This is a genomic window from Pseudomonas sp. Sample_22 (assembly GCF_004307635.1).
GTDB lineage: Bacteria > Pseudomonadota > Gammaproteobacteria > Pseudomonadales > Pseudomonadaceae > Aquipseudomonas.
Genome location: NZ_RCNY01000048.1, coordinates 47,150 through 71,163, shown reverse-complemented (window position 1 = coordinate 71,163; position 24,014 = coordinate 47,150). Strand labels below are relative to the sequence as shown.

Below are 24,014 nucleotides of genomic sequence, written 5' to 3'. Positions count from 1 at the left end.
ATGATTGATATTGACGAAGAGTGTAAAAAAATAGAAGGGTCCGACTTTTTTTTTAATATGGGGGGTGACGGGGCTGAGGATGGTCGTTTGATATATATAAAAAATGTCCGCAAGGTTTTTGTAGAGCCTTCTGATGCTGAGTTTAAGGGGCGCTACGATTGTGTTGAGTGGCTGCCCACATCTCCAACTCAGCCGGACCCTTTTTATAATATTCCTAAACCACCTTCTGATCTTGTTGCTATGCGGATGAAGGTGAATAAGGCGGTAATGGCTGCGACTAAAAATCTTGATAAAAATAAATTTTTGTGTGCGCCGCATGACTTTAGCCTTGCGGCAAGAAATGGAATCTGCTTCGCTTTTAGGCAATATGTCTCTGAAGAGTATTACGGACTTGGTGAGCGATGGTCGACAATAATAAAATTGTATTACTGTGGTCGCTGGCCTGTTGGCTTCTGTAAGGATGAAATAGTCGTTATTTGATTTGCGATGGATGAGTTGAGAATCTCCGTTGGCGGCAGTTTGGTGAGGGGTTTTTAGTTGGTGTAATTATGTGCGCTTCGCTCTTTTATAACATGATTAGTTTGTTGTCAGGTGATCTAATGCTCTGTTCATGTCGTCGACGACGCAATTCCCTGTCGCATCAATGCCTTGAGCCTGAACTTTAATTACCTCTGAGAAAACATCCACAGCGGCTAACGTGTGGTGGAGCAATGTACCAGCTATGGTGAGCCCTCAGCATTGGCCGGCTGCTGGCCAAACTCAATGCCGATGCCCGTCAGGATTATGCATATGACGACGGCGATCGCCTGCTGTCGATCCAACGCCTGCCGACCGCGCAGGGCAAGCAACTGGGTGTCAGCGAAGAAACCCTCGAATTCTCCTACGACCTGCTCGGCCGCCTGATCCAGGAGACTACGGCGCAAGGTGCCTTGTCCTACGAGTACGACCCGCTAAGCAACCTCACCACCCTGATGTTGCCTACCGGCCAACACCTCAATCACCTGTACTACGGCAGTGGCCACCTGCACCAACTCAACCTCGACGGCCAGCTCATCAGCGACATCGAGCGCGACGAGCTGCATCGCGAAGTCCTGCGTACACAGGGCAAACTCACCAGTTGTTTTGGCTACGACGCCATGGGCCGCAAAGCCTGGCAATTCGCCTCTAGCTTACCGGCAGAAAAGCTCTCGCAAATTCACAATCCAGGCATCCAGCCCGACCTGCTGGTGGAACACGCCTACAACCCGATCCACCGCCGCCATCAATACGACCCGGCTGGCGAGTTGACCCGCACCCTCGACAAACTGCGTGGCGAGATCAAGTACGAATATGAAGCCAACGGCCAACTGCACAGCCGCGACACCGGCCAGTTGATCGACAGCGAAGAATTCCGCTACGACGCCGCGGCGAACCGGCTGAACTTCAACACCAGCCAGTTCGACCACGTCAAAGACAACCGTCTCAAGCGCTGGCGAGATCAGGAATATGCCTACGATGCGTGGGGCAACCTGATTGAGAAACGCAGCGGGATGAACCGGCTGCAGACGTTCACGTATGACTGCGAAAACCGCCTCGTCAAAGCTGAGACGATGGTCAACGGCAAGCTGGAAAGTACCGGTGCGTATCGTTACGACAGCCTTGGGCGGCGGGTTGCCAAGGTGTCAGAGGTCGATGGCGTCACCGAGCAGAAGCATTTCCTGTGGCAAGGCCTGCGCATGCTGCGTGAGGAAAGTCCGGGGCGGAGCAGTCTGTACCTCTATGAACCGGGCAGTTATGCCCCCTTGGCGCGGGTGGACCAGGAAGAGGGTGGGGAGCAGCAGCTTTACTACTTCCATACCGACCAGATTGGTACGCCGCTGGAGATGACTGACCGGGAAGGGCAGATCGTCTGGCAGGCGACGTACAAGGCTTGGGGGGCGGTTGAGAAGCTGACGGTCAATGAAGTCGAGCAGAACCTGCGGTTTCAGGGGCAGTATTTCGACGATGAGACGGGGCTGCACTACAACACGTTTCGGTATTACGATCCGGAGGTGGGGCGGTTTGTTACGCAGGATCCGATTGGGTTGTTGGGCGGTAGTAATTTGTATGGTTATGCTCCCAACACAAACGGGTGGATTGACCCTTTAGGGTGGTGCGTGACTACTAATGTCACCAGAGGGTCGGCAGGGCAACCGTTGAAAGCAACCGCCACCATAACCCAGAAAGACTTGGGGACAGGAACGGCAACTAATGAATCATCTCGGTTTTGGGCTAGATCGCTGGGTAATTCAGATGATGATGCTGGGCATATAATTGGTAAGCTACTTGGCGGTTCGGGTGGGAAAGATGGTGTGTTTCCTCAGCTTTCCAAGGTGAATAGAGGATTGTTTAGGGATTATGAGAGGCAAATATTTAACGATATATCAAAAAATGGGCCAATTGATGTGGAATTGATTTTTAAGTATGGGGCTGGTGGTACAAGGCCGACAAAAATTTTGTATAACTTATTTAGGAATGGAGAATTGCTTGATGGCAAAATATTCCTCAACTAACACAGGTGATTCCCTCAGAGAGGTCGTGTATTTAACTTTGAATAGTTTTATGAATGAAATGTATGGATGGGAGAAGAAGTACTATAAAAAAAGTATGGAGGCACTTGAGGATGAGTCCTTGGAAGAATCGCTGCAGAATCACATGCGGGCTGATTTGTTGATTATATTCTCTAAGTATGTGGTTCAAGTTGATAGAAATTATGATCGATTAGCAAATCTGGTTTGCGGGAGTAACCCGGAATATGACCCGGAAAACGACAACGTAGGGGGGGTTGAGGTTAAGGGGGATTTTGCATCGGTAGTAATAGAAAAGAACACTGGACTTTCAACAGTGTATCGATTGGTTTTTTCGGTCAAAGATGGTAACTGTGTAATTCAGGGGCGTGACTTTAAGTCTGGTGGTAAGTGGAGTAAAACATATGTTTGAATGACCAAGGTCTCCCAGTTTCATCAAAAAAATACTATTTGTTGCGGAGTAGAGGAATTCATAAAATTTTGGATGTGGAGAAATCTAAATATGAGTTAAGGCTTGATTCGGTTACTAAGGATCCAGAAGTGGATTTTTTTCATTCGGGTAGAGTAATTTTTGACGCTATATCCGATATACGCATAAAAAAAGATATTTGTGATTTAGATTTTTTTATTTCTTCTGAGATGCTGAGAGGGGAGTATGTTTTTTCAGTCGGGCTTGGGGAGAAAATCATTAGGCTTGGTATGAAAGGTGTGATGTTAATACCAATGTCAGAGTTGGTATATGATGCGAAGTTAGATTTTTAGTGTTGATAAAGGTTTGGTGGTAATTAAGTTTGTATAGTGTGCTTCTGAAGGCGGTTTGAGATGGTGGCCGGTTTTTAATTGGTTGCGGCGTTCTTTAATAAACTGGTTTTCGGAGAGGCTGAGATTATAGCTTGGCCTCTAATATTTACGCTGTTATCGCAAACAGTAAGTACGCAATAGACGGATCGCCGACCCGCTCGGGCGCACGATCAAATACCGCTATCACCACCTGACCCCGCTGATCACCCAGGTGGACTCCCCCGACGGCAGCACATGGCGGGCCCGTTACGACGACAAAGGCAACCTCATCGCCGAAGTCGACGCCCTCGGCCACACCACTGAATAACCGGTAATCAAAAAAATATCGTTTCAATCACAATGCAGGGTGCGAGGGGACGGGACTTCACCCAGGCATATAAAGAGGCAGGTATCAAAGCTTCGGCAGCCGATGATTATACTTGGCATCACGTTGATGACTTTGATCCGAAAACCGGTAAGACCACTATGCAGTTAGTCAAAACATCAGCCCATGAAGCGACATTTCCACATGGCGGCTCTGTTGCTCAGTTTGAAAAGCATTTCGGTCTACCTTCTGGTTCTTATGGCAATACTGATGCTGTAGGTATCTCGCACTCTAAGGGCTGGCTGAATGGGCGGGCTCCGAAAGCTGCCTCTACAACTTGTTAGTAAGGAGACAATGATGGGTGTACTGAAAGTATCGAAGTCCGATCCGGAAGTGAATAGTTCTGATCTCAGTTTGCTGGAGGACGAGATCGGACATACATTGCCTGAAGGCTTTAAAAATTTTTATTTAACTCATAATGGTGGGGTTGCAGATAGAGATTGGTGGGATAGTGGTGATGAATATGAGCCTGTTCGAATAAAGAAATTTAAAGCTGTTGCAGCTAGTGGTGCTTTGGATGCTGCAGAGACAAAATATTTAAGCGGTTGTTATGCAGTGATGACCTCTAAAAATGTGATACCTAAAACATTGCTGCCGTTTGCGACTGACGACGGTGGTAACTTTTTCTGTCTGGATTTGACTGATGGTGATGTGTGTTTTTACGCAACTGATTCCTTTGATTCGAATAGTAGTTATGCCGCCAATCATGCAAAGGCCTATCGTTGGCTCGCAAGTTCATTTGACGCTTTTGTTGAGGGTTTAAAGGACGAATCTGAGATCGACCTGTAAAATCGAAGGCCAGAGGAGCCGTGACAGGGATCGCGATGACCTGCACAGTGAGGCGGACAATGATTGTCATTTTCCGCTTTTTTCAATAACACCGGTCTGGATTAGGGTGTTTTATAAAACCAACTACTAGGGAAGTACTCATCTCAGGCAGCAATCATCCACAGCCGCTTCAACGGTGACAGGTCAGCTGATCTCCACCTTCCGCCACGGCAAAGGCTTTCTGGTTTATTCTGCTGTTCGCAATTGTATTGTTGTGCTTGGTAGGAGTTTGTTATGGAAAAAGAAGTTTCGGTGGTTGAGGCGTTGAAAGGCTTTATGTCAGAAATGCGAGATTGGGAGACAGCTTTTCGCGATGAGCAGATGAGCCTGATCGATGCGGATAAAGATACGTCTGATTGTGATAAAAAATATGAAGCAGAACTTAAGAGAATTCTAACCAAGTTTTCTGTATCAGATGAACGCAGCTGGGCTCGACTGGTAGATCTGGGTTGTGGGTCTCCTCCGACTTATGATCCTGAGAGGGATGTAATAAGTAAGCCTGTTCAAGAAGGCAAAAATTACACTGTGGTTGTCGAGCAAATGGCTAGGCTAAAGGCTGTGTATAAGTTTGTTCTGAAAAATACTGAAAATGGGTGGTTGATAGTGAGAAAAGAAACAAAAAATGGAGATAAATGGAAAAAAGCGGCTCTCTGACCTTCGTATAGAAGACGGTGGAGTATTCTGCTGCACCGTTGGTGCGATATTTTTGTTGCGTATTTAGTTGTTTATCGGTGGTCAAGAATTAGTGGGGATTGAGCCGTTCTTTAAAATTTTAACTGCAGAGTGGTGTAAGGTTTCTTAAGTCACTTTTCTCTATAATCAGAAATTACATGGGACGCATCGGGTCGAGTAATCAAGTGCTTGCGCCGACCAACAGATAAATCACCTGTACTACGGCAGTGGCCACCTGCACCAACTCAACCTCGACGGCCAGCTCATCAGCGACATCGAGCGCGACGACCTGCACCGCGAAGCCCTGCGCACCCAGGGCGCGCTCACCAGTTGCTTCGGCTACGACGCGATGGGCCGCAAGAGCTGGCAGTTCGCCTCGCGCCTGCCGGCGGAAAAACTCTCGCGCCTCCACAACCCCGGCATCCAGCCCGACCTGCTGGTGGAGCACGCCTACAACCCGATCCACCGCCGTCACCAGTACGACCCGGCTGGCGAACTGACCCGCACCCTCGACAAACTGCGCGGCGAGATCAAGTACCAATACAAAGCCAACGGCCAGTTACACAGCCGCGACACGGGGCAGTTGATCGACAGCGAAGAGTTCCGCTACGACGCGGCGGCGAACCGGCTGAACTTCAACACCAGCCAGTTCGACCACGTCAAAGACAACCGTCTCAAGCGCTGGCGAGATCAGGAATATGCCTACGATGCGTGGGGCAACCTGATTGAGAAACGCAGCGGGATGGGCACGCTGCAGACGTTTGTTTATGACTGTGAGAATCGGCTGGTCCGGGCCGAGACGTTGGTCAACGGAAAGCTGGAGAGTACCGGTTCGTATCGGTACGACAGCCTCGGACGGCGGGTTGCCAAGGTTTCAGAGTTCAAGGGTAAAACCGAGCAGAAGCATTTCCTGTGGCAAGGTCTGCGGATGTTGCGCGAGGAAAGTCCGGGGCGGAGCAGTCTGTACCTGTATGAGCCGGGCAGTTATGCCCCCTTGGCGCGGGTGGACCAGGAAGAGGGTGAAGCGCAGCAGCTTTACTACTTCCATACCGACCAGATTGGTACGCCGCTGGAGATGACTGACCGGGAAGGGCAGATCGTCTGGCAGGCGACGTACAAGGCTTGGGGGGCGGTTGAGAAGCTGACGGTCAATGAAGTCGAGCAGAACCTGCGGTTTCAGGGGCAGTATTTCGACGATGAGACGGGGCTGCACTACAACACGTTTCGGTATTACGATCCGGAGGTGGGGCGGTTTGTTACGCAGGATCCGATTTCTTTATCAGGAGGCATGAATTTTTACTCTTATGCGCCAAGCCCTAATAACTGGGTCGATCCGTTGGGTTGGTGCTCTACGAAATTGGGTAACAACATGGGAGCAAGCGCCGGGGATGGAATGGCAAATCACCATTTGATACCCGAAGAGCTAATAAAAAGCACTCAGTTCAAAAATATGTTTGGTAGGCTGAAAAAAATTGGTTGGGATCCGGATGGGGCGTCCAATGGGATTTTTCTACCTGGATCAAAAGATCTAGCCAAAACTACTGGCATGCCGGGGCACTGGTCGAATCACGGTCAGTACACTGAAGCTGTAAAAAACAAGTTGGTGAAACTTAACAATAACCTAAATAGCTTGACCAGATATAGATCTGGCGCTTGGTGTGAAAAATGTTCAAGCGTGGGCTTCTCAGGGTCTAGAAGGCGGGCTATTTAAACTTGATGCCATAACTGGTCGGTTACTTTAGAGGTGGAAAAATGAAGGGTTTATATATCATTGGTTATGAGCCGGATGGTGAGGGGGCGCCATACTTTTTTGATTTGAGTTGGACTCCCGATTTGCCAACCTTTCATTATCCCTCCGAAAATCCAGCGCAAGGTGCTTTGAGTGCCTGCTATCAAGCAATGGCTGATACTCCCCAATTGACGGCAGATTGGTTGCCAGATCATTTTTTGGCGTCCGAAAATTTTTTGGCTGTCTGCGATGCTTTCGAGTGCAAGTACGTTAGCAGGCCAGTTGAACTTTTTACTCAGGGTATGGCTAAGCAAGATAAGTCATATTTTTTCTTCGCTGTTGTCGAAAGACTGAGAGCTATGGATCTGGATAGTTCCTCTTTTGTGCTGGATAGTAATGTGAAGTCAGGCGCTCTCGATTTGAGTAGTTCAAATTATGAGCGTATTGATAAACTTGTTGTTTTAGATAGTGTTGAGTCTGATTTGTTCTATTTTGAAGAAATTCATGAGGTTGTATGCTCTGCTCGCTTCTTTAATGAATGTGTTGATAAACAAATCGATGGTCTTACCTTTAAAAAGATAGATGATGATTATCGGTACGCACCGTGGGATGATTTTTAGTTAGGCGATGCCGAATGTATGATGGTCAGAATCGGTTGTCTCGGGCCGAGACATTGGTTAATAGCAGGCTGGAAAGTACCGGTTAGTATCGGTACACCGGACAACTGATCGACAACGAAGAGTTCCGCTACGACGCCGCGGCGAACCGGCTGAACTTCAACACCAGCCAATTCGACCACGTCAAGGACAACCGTCTCAAGCGCTGGCGAGATCAGGAATATGCCTACGATGCGTGGGGCAACCTGATTGAGAAACGCAGCGGGATGGGCACGCTGCAGACGTTTGTTTATGACTGTGAGAATCGGCTGGTCCGGGCCGAGACGTTGGTCAACGGAAAGCTGGAGAGTACCGGTTCGTATCGGTACGACAGCCTCGGACGGCGGGTTGCCAAGGTTTCAGAGTTCAAGGGTAAAACCGAGCAGAAGCATTTCCTGTGGCAAGGTCTGCGGATGTTGCGTGAGGAAAGTCCGGGGCAGAGCAGTCTGTACATCTACGAGCCGGGCAGCTATGCGCCGCTGGCGCGGGTGGATCAGGCAGAAGGTGAAGCGCAGCAGCTTTACTACTTCCATACCGACCAGATTGGTACGCCGTTGGAGATGACTGACCGGGAAGGGCAGATCGTCTGGCAGGCGACGTACAAGGCTTGGGGGGCGGTTGAGAAGCTGACGGTCAATGAAGTCGAGCAGAACCTGCGGTTTCAGGGGCAGTATTTCGACGATGAGACGGGGCTGCACTACAACACGTTTCGGTATTACGATCCGGAGGTGGGGCGGTTTGTTACGCAGGATCCGATTGGGTTGTTGGGTGGGTTTAATCTTTACCGATATGCTGCCAACTCTACCGGATGGATAGACCCTTTCGGGTTGACCGGATATTTCTCACCGTCTACATTCACAGCACCTTCCGGGAGCGTCCATACGGTTTATCAGCAAGTTATCGATTGGGATCTGCCTGTGAATACTCGAAATGGCGTCAGAACTAACCTCGATTTGGCGTCGGAAGGGAAGAGTCCGTTCGTGGTAAAGAATGGTAGTTACTCACAACTTAATTTACACCATTCGAAACAAGATGGCTTGGGTTCTCTGTTCGAGCTGTCTGCTGATACCCACCAAAAATTTGGTAAAACTAATGCCCTTCATCCTCATCTGCCTGGTCAACACCCGATTAATCCTGTAGACAGAGACTTGTTCAATGGAGATCGAGAGGCTTATTGGAAGGGGCGAGCGCAATCGGAAATTAATAATCGAAACTCTGGGCGTTCTAGAGGATCTGTAAGTTGCGGGTGAATATATGATTTCGAAAAAAATAATGGATTATTGTAAGCAGCAAGGCTGGTGGTATGATGACGTCAGCGCTGACTATGAAATAGAGTTAAAGAAAATAAATGTTGATGCGTCTAGCGATTTCGGTCAGTTTTATCTTCATGTTGAGGATGGGCCGACTTTTATGAGTCGCGGCAAAGAGATATATCAAATTTGTTGGTTTTCCAAAAATACTAACTTTGATTTGGCGCTGAAACGAACCCATGAAACGCTTGGAGTACCTTTAGAGTACCTTCCGTTGGATAGCTTTGAGGGTGAGAGTGGGTTTTTTTATAATAAGCTAACTGGCGAAGTGGTTGAACTTTCTCTTGGTGATTCATTGGTTGATTTCAAGCTGGGGAAGCTCAAGCCCCAGTGGGCAAGTTTTAACGAGTTCTTGGAGAGTTTTTTTGAGTTAAATTGAAGGGATTTGTACTCATCAGTTTTTCGTCGGCAGGAGGTTGTGGATGAAAAGCATAGCGAAAATTGAAATATTCGAGCCCGGGATCGTTATTTTTTGACCCAGTTGTATTGAATGATTTTGTTCTAAGTAATGGGGTAGATACTGGTAATTTATTCGAGCTTTTTTTGAGTGGCGAAACAATTGGGTTAAGTGTAGTGGGAAAGGGAGTGATTTTTCCTATCTATCAGATTCCGGAGATGGATATAGTATTTTTCTAAAGGGAATAGATCAAACTTTTCCATTACTTGAGTTCTTCCCTTGGAGACTCCTTCCCAGGAGAGGCCAAAACTTCGGAGCGCACGTATTGAACGATGTTCGAAGAGTATTTGAATTAAATCGAAGGAGGTTGTACTAAAAAATCTATTAATGGATTAACACAAGGCAGTTGAAATAACCATAACGCTTTGTTTGAAAATAAACTACTAGGGAAGTACATTCCATGCAGCAATCATCTATACCCGCTCCATCAGTAACAGGTCAGCTAATCTCCACCTTCCGGCATGCCCAAGGCTTTCCGGTTTTCATGCTGTTGTTTGGAATTGTCATGTTGTGCCTGGCAGGATTTGTGTTGTTTCTGGGCACCATACTGCCGGCGGCCAGTTCCGGGGCGAACACCAGCCGTGGTTCCAGTCCACAGTTGCTGATCTATTCTGTCAGTGGCTTGCTAGTCGTCATTTCCGCGGTCCTGTTCGGACTATATGTTTGGCAGAAAAAACTGCGTGGGACCCATTATGAGGTTTATGAGCACGGCATTGTTGCTCTCACGGGGAAGCAGCAACAATACACGGCGTTTTCTGAAATAGAAGACCTCTACCTGTTCGCCTCCGGGCAAGCTGCATTCACTGGGCTGATTACTAATCTGGCGTACCGGCGCAGCGCGAGTGAGCCATTTCATCGGGTTATCGAATCGCTCAAAGGGTTTCAGGATTTTCAGCAATTGGTGCGCGAACTACATGTCCGAGAACGACTGCCGGTTGTGATGAACATGCTTGATTCTAACGCTCCGGTAACTTTCAAATATGTGCCTACCGGACAGGTCTGGCGCAAACGCATTGCCGGCGATTTCCTGAATGTGGACACCCAGACAATTGTTGTGGCACGCGACTTTCTGAAAGTTGAAGGGCGTCAGGTAGCAACGTCGACGCTATCCTCAGTCGATTTGAATACCTGGAGTGAGAAGGTCACCCTTACGGACGATACGGGGAGTGAGATGCTCTCAACGGTGTGCACCGGCATCATGAGTCACGACCTATTTCTCACCACGCTGGATGTGCTGCAGGATGAGCAGCGCATAAGCAACGGTAAAGCCGAGCCAAGCCTGGCTTGAGGAATACTGAATGCCGACCGGCATAACTGTCGGTCGTGCCCCTCGCCAGTAGACAAAACAGCACATCTCAGATTTAGTTTATATTCCTTAAAAGAATAACTAGATAATTATATATTCCTTTTGTTGTCGTCGCAGGCAGTGCACTTTGAGTGCCTGCCCATCCATGCGGAAGGGCTCGCCATCAGACAGGAAGCCTCATCATGACTATCAAAGCGATCAACGTGCGTAACCAGTTCAAGGGTGTCATCAAGGAGATCCTCGTAGGCGAAGTGGTCTCTGAAATCGACGTTCAGACGGCGTCCGGCATTGTCACTTCCGTGATTACCACCCGTTCGGTACGCGACCTTGAATTGAAGGTCGGCAGCGAAGTCATTGCCTTCGTGAAATCCACCGAAGTCTCGATTGCCAAACTCTGAGCCCGGTCTCAAGTCATTTGCGCAGGCGCGCGTGAGTAGCGAGTGACTTGGCGCGTTCCTTTTATTCATTCCTGAGGTTTTCATGGTGAGTCGTTTCAAGCATTCGGCGTTGACGTTGTTGGCGGCATCCGTAGCGGCGGTCGGTGTATTGCTCAGTCCGGCCGCCCAGGCTGAAGGCAAGATCAGCATTGCCCAGCAGTTCGGCATCGGTTACCTGATTCTGGATGTGGTGCGCGATCAGCAGCTTATCGAGAAGCAAGGCAAGGCGCAGGGCCTGGACATTGTGGTGGACTGGAACAGTATTTCCGGTGCCACGGCGATGAACGAGGCGTTGTTGGCCGGTGCACTGGATGTTGTATCAGCGGGTGTGCCACCGATGCTGACGATCTGGGATCGGACCAAGGGCAAGCAGAACGTCAAGGCGATCGCGTCGCTGGGCTCGATGCCCAACTACCTGCTGACCAATAACCCGAAGGTGAAGGGCCTCAAGGACTTCACCGAGAAGGACCGGATTGCGGTGCCGGCCGCGGGTGTCGGGTTCCAGTCACGCACGTTGCAGATCGAAACGGCCAAGGTGTTTGGCGATGAGCATTACAAGAAGTTCGACGATATCTCTATCAGCCTCGCGCACCCGGATGCGACGTCAGCACTGATCGCGGGCGGCTCGGAAATCACCTCTCATTTTTCCAGTCCGCCGTTCCAGTATCAGGCATTGCAAAGTCCCAACGTGCACAAGGTGCTGAGTTCCTACGACGTGCTGGGTGGCCAGGCTACGTTCAACGTGCTTTACACCACTGAAAAATTCCACGACGAAAACCCGAAAACCTACAAGGCGTTCTACGACGCATTGGCCGAGGCGGAACAAATCATCAAGGCCGACAAGTCGGCGGCGGCCGCGACTTACATTCGGGTTGAGCAATCGAAATTGCCGCTGCCACTGGTTGAGAAAATCGTCAACGATCCCGAGATCGACTTCACGATTACGCCGCAGCGCACGGCGGTCTATGCCGAGAAACTGCAGGCGTTGGGTGTGCTGAAAAACAAGGCGGACAGCTGGAAAGACTACTTCTTTGAAGAAGCCCACGGTGGTGCGGGAAGCTGAGTGGCTGTGGGGTCAGCGGGAAATCAGTCCGTGATCGAGGGCGTATTTGACCAGCGCCGCAGGCTTGTCGATGTTGAGTTTGCGGCGAATGCTCAGCCGATGGGTTTCCACCGTGCGCACGCTGATGTCCAGTTCCCGGGCCATTTCCTTGTTGTTCAAACCCTGGGCCATCTTGGCGAGCACCTGGCTTTCCCTCGGCGTCAGCTCGTTATCGGTGTTCTTGTCGGCGATCAAGCGCTGGGCGATTTCGGCGCTGTAGAAGGTTCCGCCGCTGGTGATGGCTTCGATGGCGGCGATGATTTCCCGGGACGGCGCGTTCTTCAGCACATAGCCACTGGCGCCGGAGCGCACTGACTCACTGACGTATTCGTAGTTGTTGTACATGCTCAGCACCAGCACCTTGAGCGACGGATACTGGCTGCGCAACACGCGGGTCAGCTCCAGGCCGTTCATGTCGGGCAGGCTGATGTCGACCAACAGCAAGTCCGGCCGGCAGCGGCCGACCATTTCGATGGCCTGTGCGCCGTTTTCCGCCTCGCCAACCAATTCCAGGGGCGACATGACGGCCAGTAGCGCCTTGATGCCGTCGCGGACCAGGGAGTGATCGTCGACCAGGGCGACGCGGATCGGGGAGGGCAGGTTCATGCGAGGCTCACTTTTGTTTTGAGGGGCATCAGCGTTTGCCGGTGGGCAGTTGCATCGGCAGCAGGACATCCAATTCGCTGCGTCCCGAGGTCGAGATCAGTTCGAAGCGCCCACCAAAATGTTCGACGCGTTCACGGATGTTGCGCAGGCCGATGCCGGTGTGACGGCGTTCGACCTGAGCGACGTTGAAACCTACGCCGTCGTCGACCACGGTCAACCGAACGGATTGTTCACAGCCGCGCAGGGTAATGGCAACGTTTTTTGCCCCGGCATGACGTTCGATATTGGTCAGGCCTTCCTGCACGATGCGAAACAGCGCGACGTCGGCGCCATCCACCAATTGGCAGTCGAACTCATTGTCGTCGTAGCTCACCGTGAGACCACTGCGTTGCGCGAACTCAGCGGCCAGTTGGCCGATTGCGGCGGACAGGCCAAGCGTATCGAGCAAGGATGAACGCAGGTCGTGGGACAGGCTGCGCACCTCGCCAATCGCTTCGCCCAATCGTTCAGTGGCGTTTCTTAACGTGCCCAGGCCTTTGTCGTGCGCCTGAGCGTTCTCCAGCAGATGGCTGGCCAGTTCGAACTGAAACTTGATCGAAACCAGCACCTGACTGATGCCGTCGTGCAGCTCGCGGGACACCCGTGAGCGCTCTTCCTCCTGGAGGCTGACGATGCGCTGGGTCAGGCGCTGCAATTTCTTGTCCGCCAGACGGTGTTCACTGACATTGAGCGTCATGCCCGTGGCGAACACGAACAGCACCGCAACGAGGGCGACCACGGCGATCGCCATCATGGTCTTGCGAATGCCCATGGCCACTTCGTCGCGCGCCTGTTGAGTGGCACGCTCGACGTCTTCGAGGTAGATGCCGGTGCCGAGCATCCAGCCCCAGCGATCGAGCATCACGACGTAGGCAAGTTTGTCGGTCACTTGACCCGAGGAAGGTTTGTTCCAGGCATAGCGTTGAAAGCCTTCACCCGATTGCGCGCTTTTGAGCAAGGCCTGGATGACGGGCAGGCCATGGGGGTCTTTCATGTCCCACAGGTATTTGCCGACCAGCTCCGACTGCCGCGCGTGCATCAGGCTGCGGCCCTCGTGGTCGTAGACGAAGAAGTAGCCGTTGATGCCAAAGCTGAGTTTGCGCAACTCTTCGAGCACTTTTTGCTGGGCCTGGGCGTCACCGTGGCCGTCATCGTAAAGCGGCTCGATGAGGCTTTTCGCCATTTCCACGTAGTTTTTCAGTTCGGCGCGTTTGCTGGCCAGAATGCTGTCTTCGATCAACTGAGCCTGTTGATCGCCCAGTTGCCGGTTCAGGGAAATCACCAGCGCGCAGATGACGGCAATGGCCAGCACCAGCGGCAGAATCCCGAGGGCGACGATCTTGTGTTTGAGTTGCATGCTGACTCCTGCGCGCGAAGGCTCGGGATCATATGCCAAACATACGCCTGGCCAGTAGCGTTGCAGGACGGAATGACTGATGGCCCAAGTCCTGTAGGAGCAAGCTTTGCTCCTACAGGGGTTTGCATCAGCATGTTCTACGTAGAACTACGTAGAGGCCACGTACGTAGTAACGCGGATTTATTTGTGGACGGCATGCGCGGATATTGGGCCAGCTCCGCACAGCGGACACAATTATAAAAATTACCGCCGCAGTTCACTGGCTGTGGCAGGAGACACGCTATGCCCCGTCTGGCTAAACACCTTGCCTGGTTTGCCGTGGCTGTCCTGGGAGCGATTGCGCTGAGTGTCGTGGCCTTGCGCCGCGGCGAAGCGATCAACGCCCTGTGGATCGTAGTCGCAGCCGTTGCCATCTATCTCGTTGCTTACCGCTATTACGGTCTGTTCATCGCCAACAAAGTGATGCAACTGGACCCCAATCGCGCCACTCCCGCCGTACTCAATAACGATGGTCTGGACTATGTGCCGACCAATAAACACGTGCTTTTTGGTCACCACTTCGCGGCGATTGCCGGCGCGGGGCCGCTGGTCGGTCCGGTGTTGGCGGCGCAGATGGGCTATCTGCCCGGCACGCTGTGGCTGATCGCCGGCGTGGTGCTGGCCGGTGCCGTTCAGGACTTCATGGTCCTGTTCATGTCCACCCGCCGCAACGGTCGTTCGCTGGGTGACATGGTCCGTGAAGAAATGGGCCGCATTCCTGGCACCATCGCGCTGTTCGGCTGCTTCCTGATCATGATCATCATCCTCGCCGTGTTGGCGCTGATCGTCGTCAAAGCCTTGGCCGAGAGCCCGTGGGGGATCTTCACGGTGATGGCGACCATCCCGATCGCGATGTTCATGGGCATTTACATGCGCTACATCCGCCCGGGCCGCATCGGTGAGATCTCTATCATCGGCGTGCTGTTGCTGCTGGGTTCGATCTGGCTTGGTGGCGAGATCGCCGCTGACCCGATGTGGGCCAAGGCCTTTACCTTCACGGGAATCCAGATCACCTGGATGCTGATCGGCTACGGTTTTGTCGCGGCAGTGTTGCCGGTATGGCTGATCCTGGCGCCGCGCGACTACCTGTCGACCTTCCTGAAAATCGGCACCATCGTTGCCCTGGCCATCGGTATTCTGGTGACCATGCCGGAGCTGAGAATGCCGGCGCTGACCCAGTTCGTCGACGGTACCGGTCCAGTGTGGAAGGGCGGTCTGTTCCCGTTCCTGTTCATCACCATTGCCTGCGGTGCGGTATCCGGCTTCCACTCGTTGATTGCTTCCGGCACCACGCCGAAGCTGCTGGCCAGTGAAGGTCATGCCCGCTACATCGGCTACGGCGGCATGCTGATGGAGTCCTTCGTGGCAATCATGGCCATGGTCGCCGCTTCGGTGATCGATCCGGGTGTGTACTTCGCGATGAACAGCCCGGCCGCCGTCGTCGGCGCCGATGCTGTAACGGTCGCGCAAACCATCAGCAGTTGGGGCTTTGCAATCACCCCGGAAGCGCTGCAAGCGGTGGCCCATGACATCGGTGAAACCACCATCCTGGCCCGTGCCGGCGGTGCACCAACCCTGGCCGTCGGTATCGCGCAGATCCTGCACAGCGTGCTGCCGGGTGAAAACACCATGGCGTTCTGGTACCACTTCGCGATCCTGTTCGAGGCGCTGTTCATCCTCACGGCGGTAGACGCCGGTACCCGTGCCGGTCGTTTCATGCTGCAAGACTTGCTCGGCTCGTTCGTTCCGGCCCTCAAACGTACCGAATCCTGGACCGCCAACCTGGTTGCAACTGCCGGTTGCGTGGCGATGTGGGGTTATCTGCTGTATCAAGGCGTGATCGACCCGCTGGGTGGCATCAACACCTTGTGGCCGTTGTTCGGTATTTCCAACCAGATGCTGGCCGGTATTGCGCTGATGCTCGGCACCGTGGTGCTGATTAAGATGAAGCGCCAGCGTTACGTCTGGGTCACGTTGCTGCCAGCCGTTTGGCTGCTGATCTGCACCACGACGGCGGGCTTCATCAAGTTGTTCGACGCTAACCCGGCAGTCGGCTTCCTGGCCTTGGCCAAGAAGTACAGCGATGCCTTGGCCAACGGTCAGGTATTGGCGCCAGCGAAAAGCATCGACCAGATGCAGCACGTGATCTTCAACGCCTACACCAATGCAACGCTGACCGCGCTGTTCCTGTTCGTGGTGTTCAGCATCCTGTTCTTTGCGCTCAAGGTCGGCGTTGCCGCCTGGGGTACCAAAGAGCGCACGGATAAAGAAGCGCCGTATCAAGCGCTGCCGGATGCCTGATCATGTTCAATGACCTGAGTCGTCTCGGCAAATACCTCGGTCAGGCCGCGCGCCTGATGGTGGGCATGCCCGACTACGATAACTACGTCGAGCACATGCAAACCAAGCACCCGGACCAGCCGTTGATGGACTACGAGGCGTTCTTCCGCGAACGCCAGGAGGCCCGTTACGGGAGCAAGGCTGGACCGAAGTGTTGTTGAGTGAATAAAAAAACCGGCCTGAACAGGCCGGTTTTTTTATGCGCAATTCTGTAACGCCAGCGGATCACGCCGCCAGGCGAGCCGAGGCATGGTCACTGTGTGTAACCTGAACCTCGGTATTTCGTTCGCGGGGCGCCAAATCCCGCCGTTGTTGTGCCTGAATTGCCCGATCAGCCAGTTTGGCCTTGTGGATCAGGCGACAGAATACGAAGGCGGTGGCGATTGACAGCAATGGCCAGTAGATGAACAGCGCTTTCATGGACATGGCGTTTCCTCATGCTGCCGATGTTTTTGGTGACTACCGAGTGTGTATGGCAGTGGTGTAATGTCATTGTGACATCTTTTCATGAAAAAGACTGTTCATTTCTTATGTATCGGCATGAATAGTCGCTAGGAATGGCCATTTCAAAGTCACTTCCAAACCAAAGCGGGATAGCCGTTTGCCAGGGGTATCGGTATGCTCTGCGCGTCGTCTGAATGCCATCGATTAATAACTACAGTGATGCCATGAGCCAATCAGAATCGCGTGCGAATGTTCTAGCGCTTTATCCGGAAGACTCCCGCGAGGCCGCTGCGTTGCTCAAGCAAGCCGTGCCCCTGATGGTTCGCCACAACATTCCGCCCAATCCTGTGCATTACGCGCTCTGGTACACCTATAGCAAGGGGCTGGATCCGGAGCTCAACCGGCACCTGGACCGGGTTGTGCGGGACTTCGACGGTTGCCCGCCAGAATCCGCCACCCGGCTGTTTCGCGAATACATCATTCGTGACGAGCTGGAAGACGCCCGCGCCGAGCAGCACCAGGTCATCAGTCTGGTCGACGGGATGGAGCGCGACATTTCGCGTAGCGTGCAGGGCAGTCAGAACTTCCAGAACCGCTTGGGGCAGTGCCTTGAAATGCTCGACGAACCGGTCAGCGATCGCTTGCCGGGCATTCTCAATGAGCTGCAGCAGAGCACCCGCGTGATGCAAAGCCAGCAGGAGCACTTCCTCGGTCAGTTGCAATCTGCGCAAAACGAAATCAAGACCCTGCGCGACAAACTGGAGCGCGCCCAACGGGCCGCCACCGTCGATGGCCTGACCGAACTGCTCAATCGCACGGCGTTTACCCGTTTGCTGCAGCAGGCACTGGGCAAGGCCTCCCGGGCGGTGGCGCTGGTCATGCTCGACATCGACCATTTCAAGCAATTCAACGATCAGTACGGTCACCCATTGGGCGACCGCGTGTTGCAGCATGTCGGGCAAGTGTTGCGCGGCGCGCTGCCCGCCAATGCATTCGCAGGACGTTACGGCGGCGAGGAGTTCTGTGTCGTGCTCGAGGGCTGCGCCGATCTGGCCGCCGCCCATGCCTTCGCCGAACACCTGCGCCTGAAAGTGCAATCCCTGCGGATCAAGGCGCGTGGCACCGATACTGTGCTGGACACAATCACCGCGTCTTTCGGTGTCGCCTTCGCACAGCCCGACGACAATCTTGAAAGCCTGGTGACCCGCGCCGATGACGGACTGTATGAAGCCAAGCGCAACGGTCGCAATCAGGTGCATGCCTTGCAGAAAAGCCCGGCATAGTCTTGCGCTTGCGTCGCGCCGGATTTCTGTTTACTGACCGTCCACGCTGCGCGGCACGCCGAAGGGGTTGCTGTCACGCAAGACCTCGGGCAGTAGCGCGTCAGGGAAGCCCTGATAGGACAACGGACGCAAAAAACGCTCGATCGAGGTCATGCCCACCGAGGTGAAACGGCTGTCTGACGATGCCGGAAACGGCCCGCCGTGAATGGTGGCGTACGACACCTCCTGCGGATGGGCGAAAGCGTTGACCACGATTCGCCCGGTACGACGCTCGAGGATCGGCAGCAATCGCCGGGCCAGTTCAAAGTCTTCCTCCTCCAAATGCATTGCCGCGCTGAGTTGGCCGCGCAGTGCACGCGCGACCGCGAGCATTTGCGCCTGATCCTTGACCTTCACCAACAGCGCTGCCGGACCGAACACTTCGTGTGCCAGGGCCGATTCGCTGAGGAAGCGATCGCCGACCACTTCAAGCAAGGCCGACTGGCCATCCAGGTCTGCCACCGCCGCCGTGCCTTCAGCGACAGGTTGAGCGCCAGCGTTTTGCAGGTGGTCCAGACCGCGGAGGTAGGACGCGTGAATGCCCGGCGTCAGCATCGGACGCGCTGGTGCGTCAGCCACACGTTTGATCATGGCGGCACGCATGGCTTCGAACCCGGCGCCTTCGATGGCAATCAGGATCGCCGGCTTGAGGCAGGCTTGCCCGACGTTGACCAGCATGCGCTCGACAAATCCGTCACCGATCTGCGCGCCGCGCACGGCCAAGGCCTGGGGCAGGATGAACGTCGGGTTGACGCTGGTCATCTCGGTAAACACCGGGATGGGCTCAGGGCGTAGCTGTGCGCGGCGGTACAGCGCCATGCCACCCTGTTCCGAACCGGTGAAGGTCACGGCCTTGATCAATGGATGGTCGACCAGCGCCTCGCCGATGGCATTGCCGCCGCCACGCACCATGGAGAACACGCCTTCGGGCAAACCGCTGTCCTGCACGGCTTTGCGAATGGCCAACGCTTGAATCTCCGAGGCACCAGGATGCGCGTTGTGCGCCTTGACGATCACCGTCGCGCCGGCCGCCAGCGCTGAAGCAGTATCGCCACCGGCTACCGAGTAGCTGATGGGAAAGTTGCTCGCACCAAAAATGGCCACCGGGCCGAGGGCGATTTTCTGCAGGCGATGATCCATGCGCGGCCGTGGCTGGCGATCAGGCTGCGCCGGATCGATGGCCAGTTGCAGGAAGCGACCTTTGCGCACCACTTCGGCGAACTGACGGAACTGGGTGGCAGCCTTCGCCGCTTCGCCCTGGAGTTGCGCCTCGGGCAGGCCGGTTTCCAGTGCGGCCCGCGCCGCCAAGGGCTGGGCGAGCGCATCGAGGTTAGCGGCGATGCGCTCGAGGAACGCCGCGCGTTCAGTCAGTGAAGTATGGCTGTAGTGGTCGAACGCTTCGTCGGCCAGATTGGCCGCCATGTCCACTTCGTTGACGCCACCGAAGGCGAAGTCTGGCTCGATGAGCAGATTGGTCGCTGGGTTGAGCGCTTTCATGGTCCCGGCACTGGCGGGGACTTCGCTGGTGCCGATCAACAGGTTTCCGGTCAGTTTCATGTTTGGCTCACGGCTTGAGGGTGGCGATCAGTTGCTCGGTCGTCACAATCGAATGGGCATACGTCGGGCCATTCAGTTCATGGGCGGCGTGCATCATTTCCGGTTTGAACGCGGCGGTGGCGTCGCGTACCAGGGTGACGTGATAGCCGAGTTCCTGGGCGTAACGGGCAGTGGCCTCAATGCAGGTGTTGGCGAGGAGGCCGACGATGATCACGTGAGTGATGCCTTTCTGTTTGAGCCGAAAATCCAGGTCGGTATTGGCAAAACCGCTGGAACCCCAATGCTCCTGGACGATGATGTCGCCTTCCTGCGGCGCGAAATCGGGATGCCATTCGCCACCCCATTCGCCACGTGCGAAGTGATGCATGTGCTGGATCTTGCATTGGGTGGGGCTGGGGTGATCCCAGTTTTCGTAGTCGCCGTGTTCCCAGCGACGGTGCGGTACGATGACCACCGGAATGTCGAGGGCGCGGACGGTGCGGTCGAGGCTGCGCAGGTTATCGAGCAAGCCGACCTGCTTGGCGATGGGCTCGAGCAAGGGGAAGATCTTGCCGCCTTCGGACAGGAAATCATTGTAGGGGTCGACCAGCAGGTAAGCGGTCCGATCAAGCGGGTAGGCTGCGTTGGACATGACGGATACTCCAGGAATTTAGACTGACCCATGCCATGGGATTGCCTTGGCATGTTGTTAGTATGATAATCATAGTAACTAGGAAAGAGGCAAGCCCGTATGGCGGTAAAGAAGAATAGTCCTGAAACGTTGTGCCCGATTGCACGGGCCGAGGACATCGTCGGCGATCGCTGGACCGTGCTGGTTTTGCGCGAGTTGTTCATGCGCAATCATCGTTATGACGAGATTCAAGTGCAGACGGGCGGCACGCCGCAGATGGTCGCGGCGCGTCTTAAAAGCCTGGAGGCTGACGGGATGGTTGAGCGCCGCGCCTACAGCGAGCGGCCGCCGCGCTACGAGTACCACCTCACTGCCAAGGGCGAGGCGTTTTACTCGGTGGTCCTGGCGTTGCGTGCCTGGGGCGAGAACTGGTGCAAATCCCCGGACGAGGGGCTGGCCGTGCGTCATATCCACCGGGTCTGCGGCCAGCCTGCGGGACTCGGGCCGTTGTGTGCACATTGCGGCGAGTTGCTGAGTCGTGAAACGCTGATCAGCGAGCCCGCGCCAGCCTACATCGAAGAACGCGCTGCACGGCGCGACGCTTTCAAGGGCAAGCGCGGGACGCTGGTCGATAAACTCGAACAGTGAGGCGCAGGTGGCATGAGGCCGCTAACGCCGACTATTCGTTCGAGTAATAGTGACCATCATTGATCACAAGTTCTGTTGCCTGCAGCAAACAGTGAAAATTGCGCCCAACTCAAACGCTTTTAACGGAACCGGCGCGATGAAGATTTTAACTCCACTGGCCCTTGTCGCATTTGTGCTGTTGTCGGGTTGTGCCTCCACGCCAAACGACCCGACGCTGACATTGCAGACGAAAAAAGCACCTGAAGAATACGCAGAGTGCGTTCTGCCAAAACTGCATGAAGGTGCACTGCACACCACCGTCTCGGAAACTCAGCGCAGTTACCGGATCGTGGTCTCGAGCAAGGTGGCTGCCGACGACGTTCTCGAGGCCTACAAAGGCAAAGTGTTCCTGTACGAGCGCGCTTTGCTGGCGTCGACGTTCGGTCCTTCCCGGCTTGAACGCGCTGCCCAGGAATGTCTGTGAGGCACCGCTAGCAGGTACGCTCCCGCCGGGGATCAGGTTCGCGCCGCTGTGCTGCTGCGCAACGTCAACTCAAATGGCAACACCACATGCCGCTGTGCCAGCGGTTTTTTCTCGATCAGCGCGATCAACATTTCGACGGCTGTCTGGCCGAACATTTCCGCCGGTTGCGCGATGGTCGTCAGCGGCGGGTCGCAGTAAGCCGCGAAAGGGATATCGTCGAACCCCACCAACGAAACATCCTCTGGCACGCGCAGGCCTTGTTGCTTGATGTGCTTGAGCGCACCGATGGCCATCTCGTCGTTTTCGCAAAACAACGCGGTGGGACGATCGGCCAGTTTCAGCATCGCTGCCGCGCCGTCATAGCCGGCTTTGAGGCTGAAATCACCGTGGCAGATCAAGGCAGGATCGGAGGCAATGCCCGCCTGATCCAAGGCAGCCTGATAACCCGCCACGCGATCGCGGGTCAGCGGGCTGCTTTTCGGGCCTTTGATCAGGCCGATGCGGCGGTGGCCGAGTGCGATCAAATGTTCAGTCATGGCTTTGGCGGCGGCGCGGTTGTCGAGGCTGATCGTTGGATGGCGACCGCCCTGGATGACTTCGCAGGCGTTGACGATGGGCGGCAGTTCGGCGTTGGGGAAGGGCGCCTCGAACGGGTCGTAGGCACGCAGCTGGATCACGCCATCGGCCTGGTGGTTGTACACCAGTTCGGCGAATTCCCGTTCGATTTCCTCCCGCCCCTGGGTGTCGCACAGTAGCAAACGATAGTTTGCGGCCTGGGCGGCCTGCTGCGCACCGCTGATGACCCGGGCGAAGAAGGTGTTGGCGATGGCCGGCACCAGAATCACCAGATTGCCGGTCCTGCGCGAACGAAACTGCACCGCCATCAGGTTCGGACGGTAACCGGCCTGTTCCACGGCGGCATTGACCTTGTCGCGGGTTTCGGGGAGCACGCGCTCGGGCGACTTCAGTGTGCGGGACACGGTGGCCACCGAGACACCGGCCAACCGGGCTACTTCGCGGATATTGGACAAGACCACCTCGTTTTCAAACAGCGCGGCCGGCGAGCTTACCGCAGGTCGGTCATGGGCTGAAATGTTCGTCAAGTTTTAACCGGGGTTTGACAGGTCACTGAACTGAGCCTAAATTTCCGCCACGATGTAACCGGTTACATCATGGCCGGTTTCCAGTCCAGATAGAGAAAAAATGCAATGAACGCTGTGGTGCCAAAAATAAGAATGGGATTTGTCGGCGGTGGCGAAGGTGCCTTCATCGCCAAGGCCCACCGTCAGGCCGCCGGGCTCGATGGGCGCTTTGAACTGGTGTGTGGCGCGTTCAGCCGCGACGCCGAAAACAATCAAGGCACCGGCGCAGCGCTGGGCTTGGCGGCGTCACGCTGCTACAGCGACTGGCGTCAAATGCTCGAAGCCGAACGTGCCTTGCCAATGGAACAACGCATGGAACTGGTGGTGATCGTCACCCCCAATCATCTGCACGCGCCGGTTGCCAGCGAGGCGCTGAGCGCGGGGTTTCATGTATTCAGTGAAAAACCCGCAGCGTTGAATCTGGCCGAACTGCTCACCCTCAAAACGGTGGTCGAGCGCAGCGATCGTTTGTACGGCCTGGCCCACACTTATCTGGGTTATCCCATGGTCTGGCAAGCGCGGGACATGGTGCGCAGTGGTGTGATCGGCGCCGTGCGCAAGGTGATTGTCGAGTATCCCCAAGGCTGGCTGAGCCAGGACGTCGCCGGGCAGGGCAACAAGCAGGCCGCCTGGCGTGATCTGCCTGAGCAGTCCGGTTTGGGTGGATGCATCGGTGATATCGGCACCCACGCGTTTTCCCTGGCCGAATTTGTCGCGGATCAACCCATTGAGCAGCTGTGCGCAATGCTGGGTATCCATATTGACGGCCGACAGTTGGACGACGATGCCTCGATGCTGTTCAAGATGGCCGATGGCGCCAGTGGCGTGCTGATTGCCAGCCAGGTCTGCGCGGGCGAAGAGAACCCGTTGAAGATCCGTGTCTACGGCGACAAGGGCGGGTTGGAGTGGCGCCAGGAGGAACCGGCCAGCCTGATCCACCGAGCCCTCGATCAGCCGTTGCGCATCCTGCGTTCCGGGGTCGGCCAGGCGTGGTTGTGCGAAGCCGCCAGCCAGCGCATGCGCCTGCCCGCTGGCCATCCCGAAGGCTATCTCGAAGCCATGGCCAATCTGTACAGCGATTTTGCCAATGCGATTCGAGGTGAGGTTGCCGGGCATGACGCGCTGGGCGTGCCCGGTATCGACGTCGGCCTGCGTGGCATGGCGTTCATTGAAACCGTCATCGCCAACCATCGCGGCGACGCCAAGTGGACCGAACTGGTCTGTACCCCATGACGCTGG

Annotated in this window: 25 protein-coding genes and 3 pseudogenes; 22 read left to right on the top strand and 6 right to left on the bottom strand. The window is 54.7% G+C overall.

The genetic code is table 11. From position 1 onward, the window contains the following. From D8U73_RS12150 to D8U73_RS12070, 16 genes and pseudogenes are all read left to right on the top strand, one after another. Positions 1 to 480: a hypothetical protein gene (locus D8U73_RS12150; RefSeq protein WP_241667882.1), complete on the top strand. Its 480-nt coding sequence runs from the start codon at positions 1 to 3 to the stop codon at positions 478 to 480. Between the two features lie 257 nt (positions 481 to 737). Further along, positions 738 to 2,531: pseudogene (locus tag D8U73_RS12145) on the top strand (RHS repeat-associated core domain-containing protein); the annotation flags it as partial. Beyond that, complete coding sequence (locus tag D8U73_RS12140) at positions 2,509 to 2,958, top strand: NTF2 fold immunity protein (protein ID WP_177435522.1); 450 nt, start codon at positions 2,509 to 2,511, stop codon at positions 2,956 to 2,958. The pseudogene D8U73_RS12145 and the gene D8U73_RS12140, both read left to right, overlap by 23 nt. Beyond that, positions 2,955 to 3,308, top strand: a complete 354-nt coding sequence (locus tag D8U73_RS12135; RefSeq protein ID WP_130904584.1) for a hypothetical protein — start codon at positions 2,955 to 2,957, stop codon at positions 3,306 to 3,308. Before D8U73_RS12140 ends, D8U73_RS12135 begins: the two co-directional genes overlap by 4 nt. A 250-nt stretch (positions 3,309 to 3,558) precedes the next feature. Beyond that, positions 3,559 to 3,654, top strand: a complete 96-nt coding sequence (locus D8U73_RS29475; protein WP_241668512.1) for a hypothetical protein — start codon at positions 3,559 to 3,561, stop codon at positions 3,652 to 3,654. 32 nt (positions 3,655 to 3,686) lie between these two features. Then, positions 3,687 to 3,995, top strand: a complete 309-nt coding sequence (locus D8U73_RS12125; protein WP_130904582.1) for an HNH endonuclease — start codon at positions 3,687 to 3,689, stop codon at positions 3,993 to 3,995. A 13-nt stretch (positions 3,996 to 4,008) separates the two neighbouring features. After that, complete coding sequence (locus tag D8U73_RS12120; RefSeq protein ID WP_056854513.1) at positions 4,009 to 4,500, top strand: SMI1/KNR4 family protein; 492 nt, start codon at positions 4,009 to 4,011, stop codon at positions 4,498 to 4,500. Positions 4,501 to 4,773: 273 nt separating this feature from the next. Next, positions 4,774 to 5,193 (top strand): NTF2 fold immunity protein, encoded by a 420-nt coding sequence (locus D8U73_RS12115; RefSeq protein ID WP_130904581.1) that lies wholly within the window; start codon positions 4,774 to 4,776, stop codon positions 5,191 to 5,193. 292 nt (positions 5,194 to 5,485) lie between these two features. Further along, positions 5,486 to 6,553: pseudogene (locus D8U73_RS29470) on the top strand (RHS repeat-associated core domain-containing protein); the annotation flags it as partial. Between the two features lie 27 nt (positions 6,554 to 6,580). Next, positions 6,581 to 6,922: an AHH domain-containing protein gene (locus D8U73_RS29730; protein ID WP_347238984.1), complete on the top strand. Its 342-nt coding sequence runs from the start codon at positions 6,581 to 6,583 to the stop codon at positions 6,920 to 6,922. 41 nt (positions 6,923 to 6,963) lie between these two features. After that, positions 6,964 to 7,560, top strand: coding sequence for a DUF1629 domain-containing protein (locus tag D8U73_RS12100; protein ID WP_130904579.1), 597 nt, complete (start codon positions 6,964 to 6,966; stop codon positions 7,558 to 7,560). Positions 7,561 to 7,649: 89 nt separating this feature from the next. Then, a pseudogene (locus D8U73_RS29725) lies at positions 7,650 to 8,846 on the top strand (RHS repeat-associated core domain-containing protein); the annotation flags it as partial. A gap of 4 nt (positions 8,847 to 8,850) precedes the next feature. Continuing rightward, complete coding sequence (locus tag D8U73_RS12090) at positions 8,851 to 9,285, top strand: hypothetical protein (RefSeq protein ID WP_056856662.1); 435 nt, start codon at positions 8,851 to 8,853, stop codon at positions 9,283 to 9,285. A 478-nt stretch (positions 9,286 to 9,763) separates the two neighbouring features. After that, positions 9,764 to 10,651, top strand: a complete 888-nt coding sequence (locus D8U73_RS12080) for a hypothetical protein (protein WP_130904577.1) — start codon at positions 9,764 to 9,766, stop codon at positions 10,649 to 10,651. 200 nt (positions 10,652 to 10,851) lie between these two features. Next, complete coding sequence (locus D8U73_RS12075; RefSeq protein ID WP_056856660.1) at positions 10,852 to 11,067, top strand: TOBE domain-containing protein; 216 nt, start codon at positions 10,852 to 10,854, stop codon at positions 11,065 to 11,067. 82 nt (positions 11,068 to 11,149) lie between these two features. Next, a complete protein-coding gene (locus tag D8U73_RS12070) occupies positions 11,150 to 12,169 on the top strand; it encodes an ABC transporter substrate-binding protein (RefSeq protein WP_130904576.1) in 1,020 nt (339 codons plus the stop codon). A 12-nt stretch (positions 12,170 to 12,181) separates the two neighbouring features. Here D8U73_RS12070 and D8U73_RS12065 read toward each other — a convergent pair whose 3' ends face one another. Together D8U73_RS12065 and D8U73_RS12060 are read right to left on the bottom strand one after the other, a co-directional pair. Then, a complete protein-coding gene (locus D8U73_RS12065; RefSeq protein WP_056856658.1) occupies positions 12,182 to 12,814 on the bottom strand; it encodes a response regulator transcription factor in 633 nt (210 codons plus the stop codon). Positions 12,815 to 12,842: 28 nt separating this feature from the next. Next, complete coding sequence (locus D8U73_RS12060; protein ID WP_056856657.1) at positions 12,843 to 14,210, bottom strand: cache domain-containing protein; 1,368 nt, start codon at positions 14,208 to 14,210, stop codon at positions 12,843 to 12,845. Between the two features lie 282 nt (positions 14,211 to 14,492). Between D8U73_RS12060 and D8U73_RS12055 the strand changes: the two genes are divergently transcribed. Together D8U73_RS12055 and D8U73_RS12050 are read left to right on the top strand one after the other, a co-directional pair. Next, the gene (locus D8U73_RS12055; protein WP_130904575.1) at positions 14,493 to 16,550 is read left to right on the top strand and encodes a carbon starvation CstA family protein; all 2,058 of its coding nucleotides are present in this window, start codon (positions 14,493 to 14,495) and stop codon (positions 16,548 to 16,550) included. 2 nt (positions 16,551 to 16,552) lie between these two features. Beyond that, complete coding sequence (locus D8U73_RS12050; RefSeq protein WP_056856655.1) at positions 16,553 to 16,750, top strand: YbdD/YjiX family protein; 198 nt, start codon at positions 16,553 to 16,555, stop codon at positions 16,748 to 16,750. A 64-nt stretch (positions 16,751 to 16,814) separates the two neighbouring features. On the opposite strand, the gene D8U73_RS12045 is transcribed toward D8U73_RS12050, so the two are convergent. After that, a complete protein-coding gene (locus D8U73_RS12045) occupies positions 16,815 to 17,015 on the bottom strand; it encodes a hypothetical protein (protein ID WP_130904574.1) in 201 nt (66 codons plus the stop codon). A gap of 242 nt (positions 17,016 to 17,257) precedes the next feature. Here D8U73_RS12045 and D8U73_RS12040 point away from each other — a divergent pair, with 242 nt between their 5' ends. Continuing rightward, positions 17,258 to 18,316, top strand: coding sequence for a diguanylate cyclase (locus D8U73_RS12040; RefSeq protein ID WP_177336607.1), 1,059 nt, complete (start codon positions 17,258 to 17,260; stop codon positions 18,314 to 18,316). Positions 18,317 to 18,346: 30 nt separating this feature from the next. On the opposite strand, the gene D8U73_RS12035 is transcribed toward D8U73_RS12040, so the two are convergent. Further along, on the bottom strand, positions 18,347 to 19,912 hold the full coding sequence (locus tag D8U73_RS12035) for an aldehyde dehydrogenase (NADP(+)) (protein WP_130904573.1): 1,566 nt from the start codon (positions 19,910 to 19,912) through the stop codon (positions 18,347 to 18,349). A 7-nt stretch (positions 19,913 to 19,919) separates the two neighbouring features. Beyond that, complete coding sequence (locus tag D8U73_RS12030; RefSeq protein WP_056856651.1) at positions 19,920 to 20,543, bottom strand: isochorismatase family cysteine hydrolase; 624 nt, start codon at positions 20,541 to 20,543, stop codon at positions 19,920 to 19,922. A gap of 99 nt (positions 20,544 to 20,642) precedes the next feature. On the opposite strand from D8U73_RS12030, the gene D8U73_RS12025 reads away from it, so the two are divergent. Continuing rightward, positions 20,643 to 21,170 (top strand): helix-turn-helix domain-containing protein, encoded by a 528-nt coding sequence (locus D8U73_RS12025; protein WP_130904572.1) that lies wholly within the window; start codon positions 20,643 to 20,645, stop codon positions 21,168 to 21,170. A gap of 136 nt (positions 21,171 to 21,306) precedes the next feature. Then, positions 21,307 to 21,633, top strand: coding sequence for a hypothetical protein (locus D8U73_RS12020; protein ID WP_056856908.1), 327 nt, complete (start codon positions 21,307 to 21,309; stop codon positions 21,631 to 21,633). Between the two features lie 32 nt (positions 21,634 to 21,665). Here the strand turns inward: D8U73_RS12020 and D8U73_RS12015 are convergent, their stop codons facing one another. After that, the gene (locus tag D8U73_RS12015) at positions 21,666 to 22,664 is read right to left on the bottom strand and encodes a LacI family DNA-binding transcriptional regulator (RefSeq protein WP_130904571.1); all 999 of its coding nucleotides are present in this window, start codon (positions 22,662 to 22,664) and stop codon (positions 21,666 to 21,668) included. Positions 22,665 to 22,841: 177 nt separating this feature from the next. Between D8U73_RS12015 and D8U73_RS12010 the strand changes: the two genes are divergently transcribed. After that, the gene (locus D8U73_RS12010; RefSeq protein ID WP_130904570.1) at positions 22,842 to 24,008 is read left to right on the top strand and encodes a Gfo/Idh/MocA family oxidoreductase; all 1,167 of its coding nucleotides are present in this window, start codon (positions 22,842 to 22,844) and stop codon (positions 24,006 to 24,008) included. Positions 24,009 to 24,014 lie beyond the last annotated feature (6 nt).

Excerpts from the sequence above, each read along its gene's own strand:
- D8U73_RS12150 (WP_241667882.1), top strand. The coding sequence starts at position 1 with ATGATTGATATTGACGAAGAGTGTAAAAAAATAGAAGGGTCCGACTTT.
- D8U73_RS12140 (WP_177435522.1), top strand. The coding sequence starts at position 2,509 with ATGGCAAAATATTCCTCAACTAACACAGGTGATTCCCTCAGAGAGGTC.
- D8U73_RS12125 (WP_130904582.1), top strand. The coding sequence starts at position 3,687 with ATGCAGGGTGCGAGGGGACGGGACTTCACCCAGGCATATAAAGAGGCA.
- D8U73_RS12120 (WP_056854513.1), top strand. The coding sequence starts at position 4,009 with ATGGGTGTACTGAAAGTATCGAAGTCCGATCCGGAAGTGAATAGTTCT.
- D8U73_RS12115 (WP_130904581.1), top strand. The coding sequence starts at position 4,774 with ATGGAAAAAGAAGTTTCGGTGGTTGAGGCGTTGAAAGGCTTTATGTCA.
- D8U73_RS29730 (WP_347238984.1), top strand. The coding sequence starts at position 6,581 with ATGGGAGCAAGCGCCGGGGATGGAATGGCAAATCACCATTTGATACCC.
- D8U73_RS12100 (WP_130904579.1), top strand. The coding sequence starts at position 6,964 with ATGAAGGGTTTATATATCATTGGTTATGAGCCGGATGGTGAGGGGGCG.
- D8U73_RS12090 (WP_056856662.1), top strand. The coding sequence starts at position 8,851 with ATGATTTCGAAAAAAATAATGGATTATTGTAAGCAGCAAGGCTGGTGG.
- D8U73_RS12080 (WP_130904577.1), top strand. The coding sequence starts at position 9,764 with ATGCAGCAATCATCTATACCCGCTCCATCAGTAACAGGTCAGCTAATC.
- D8U73_RS12075 (WP_056856660.1), top strand. The coding sequence starts at position 10,852 with ATGACTATCAAAGCGATCAACGTGCGTAACCAGTTCAAGGGTGTCATC.
- D8U73_RS12070 (WP_130904576.1), top strand. The coding sequence starts at position 11,150 with ATGGTGAGTCGTTTCAAGCATTCGGCGTTGACGTTGTTGGCGGCATCC.
- D8U73_RS12065 (WP_056856658.1), bottom strand. The coding sequence starts at position 12,814 with ATGAACCTGCCCTCCCCGATCCGCGTCGCCCTGGTCGACGATCACTCC.
- D8U73_RS12060 (WP_056856657.1), bottom strand. The coding sequence starts at position 14,210 with ATGCAACTCAAACACAAGATCGTCGCCCTCGGGATTCTGCCGCTGGTG.
- D8U73_RS12055 (WP_130904575.1), top strand. The coding sequence starts at position 14,493 with ATGCCCCGTCTGGCTAAACACCTTGCCTGGTTTGCCGTGGCTGTCCTG.
- D8U73_RS12050 (WP_056856655.1), top strand. The coding sequence starts at position 16,553 with ATGTTCAATGACCTGAGTCGTCTCGGCAAATACCTCGGTCAGGCCGCG.
- D8U73_RS12045 (WP_130904574.1), bottom strand. The coding sequence starts at position 17,015 with ATGTCCATGAAAGCGCTGTTCATCTACTGGCCATTGCTGTCAATCGCC.
- D8U73_RS12040 (WP_177336607.1), top strand. The coding sequence starts at position 17,258 with ATGAGCCAATCAGAATCGCGTGCGAATGTTCTAGCGCTTTATCCGGAA.
- D8U73_RS12035 (WP_130904573.1), bottom strand. The coding sequence starts at position 19,912 with ATGAAACTGACCGGAAACCTGTTGATCGGCACCAGCGAAGTCCCCGCC.
- D8U73_RS12030 (WP_056856651.1), bottom strand. The coding sequence starts at position 20,543 with ATGTCCAACGCAGCCTACCCGCTTGATCGGACCGCTTACCTGCTGGTC.
- D8U73_RS12025 (WP_130904572.1), top strand. The coding sequence starts at position 20,643 with ATGGCGGTAAAGAAGAATAGTCCTGAAACGTTGTGCCCGATTGCACGG.
- D8U73_RS12020 (WP_056856908.1), top strand. The coding sequence starts at position 21,307 with ATGAAGATTTTAACTCCACTGGCCCTTGTCGCATTTGTGCTGTTGTCG.
- D8U73_RS12010 (WP_130904570.1), top strand. The coding sequence starts at position 22,842 with ATGAACGCTGTGGTGCCAAAAATAAGAATGGGATTTGTCGGCGGTGGC.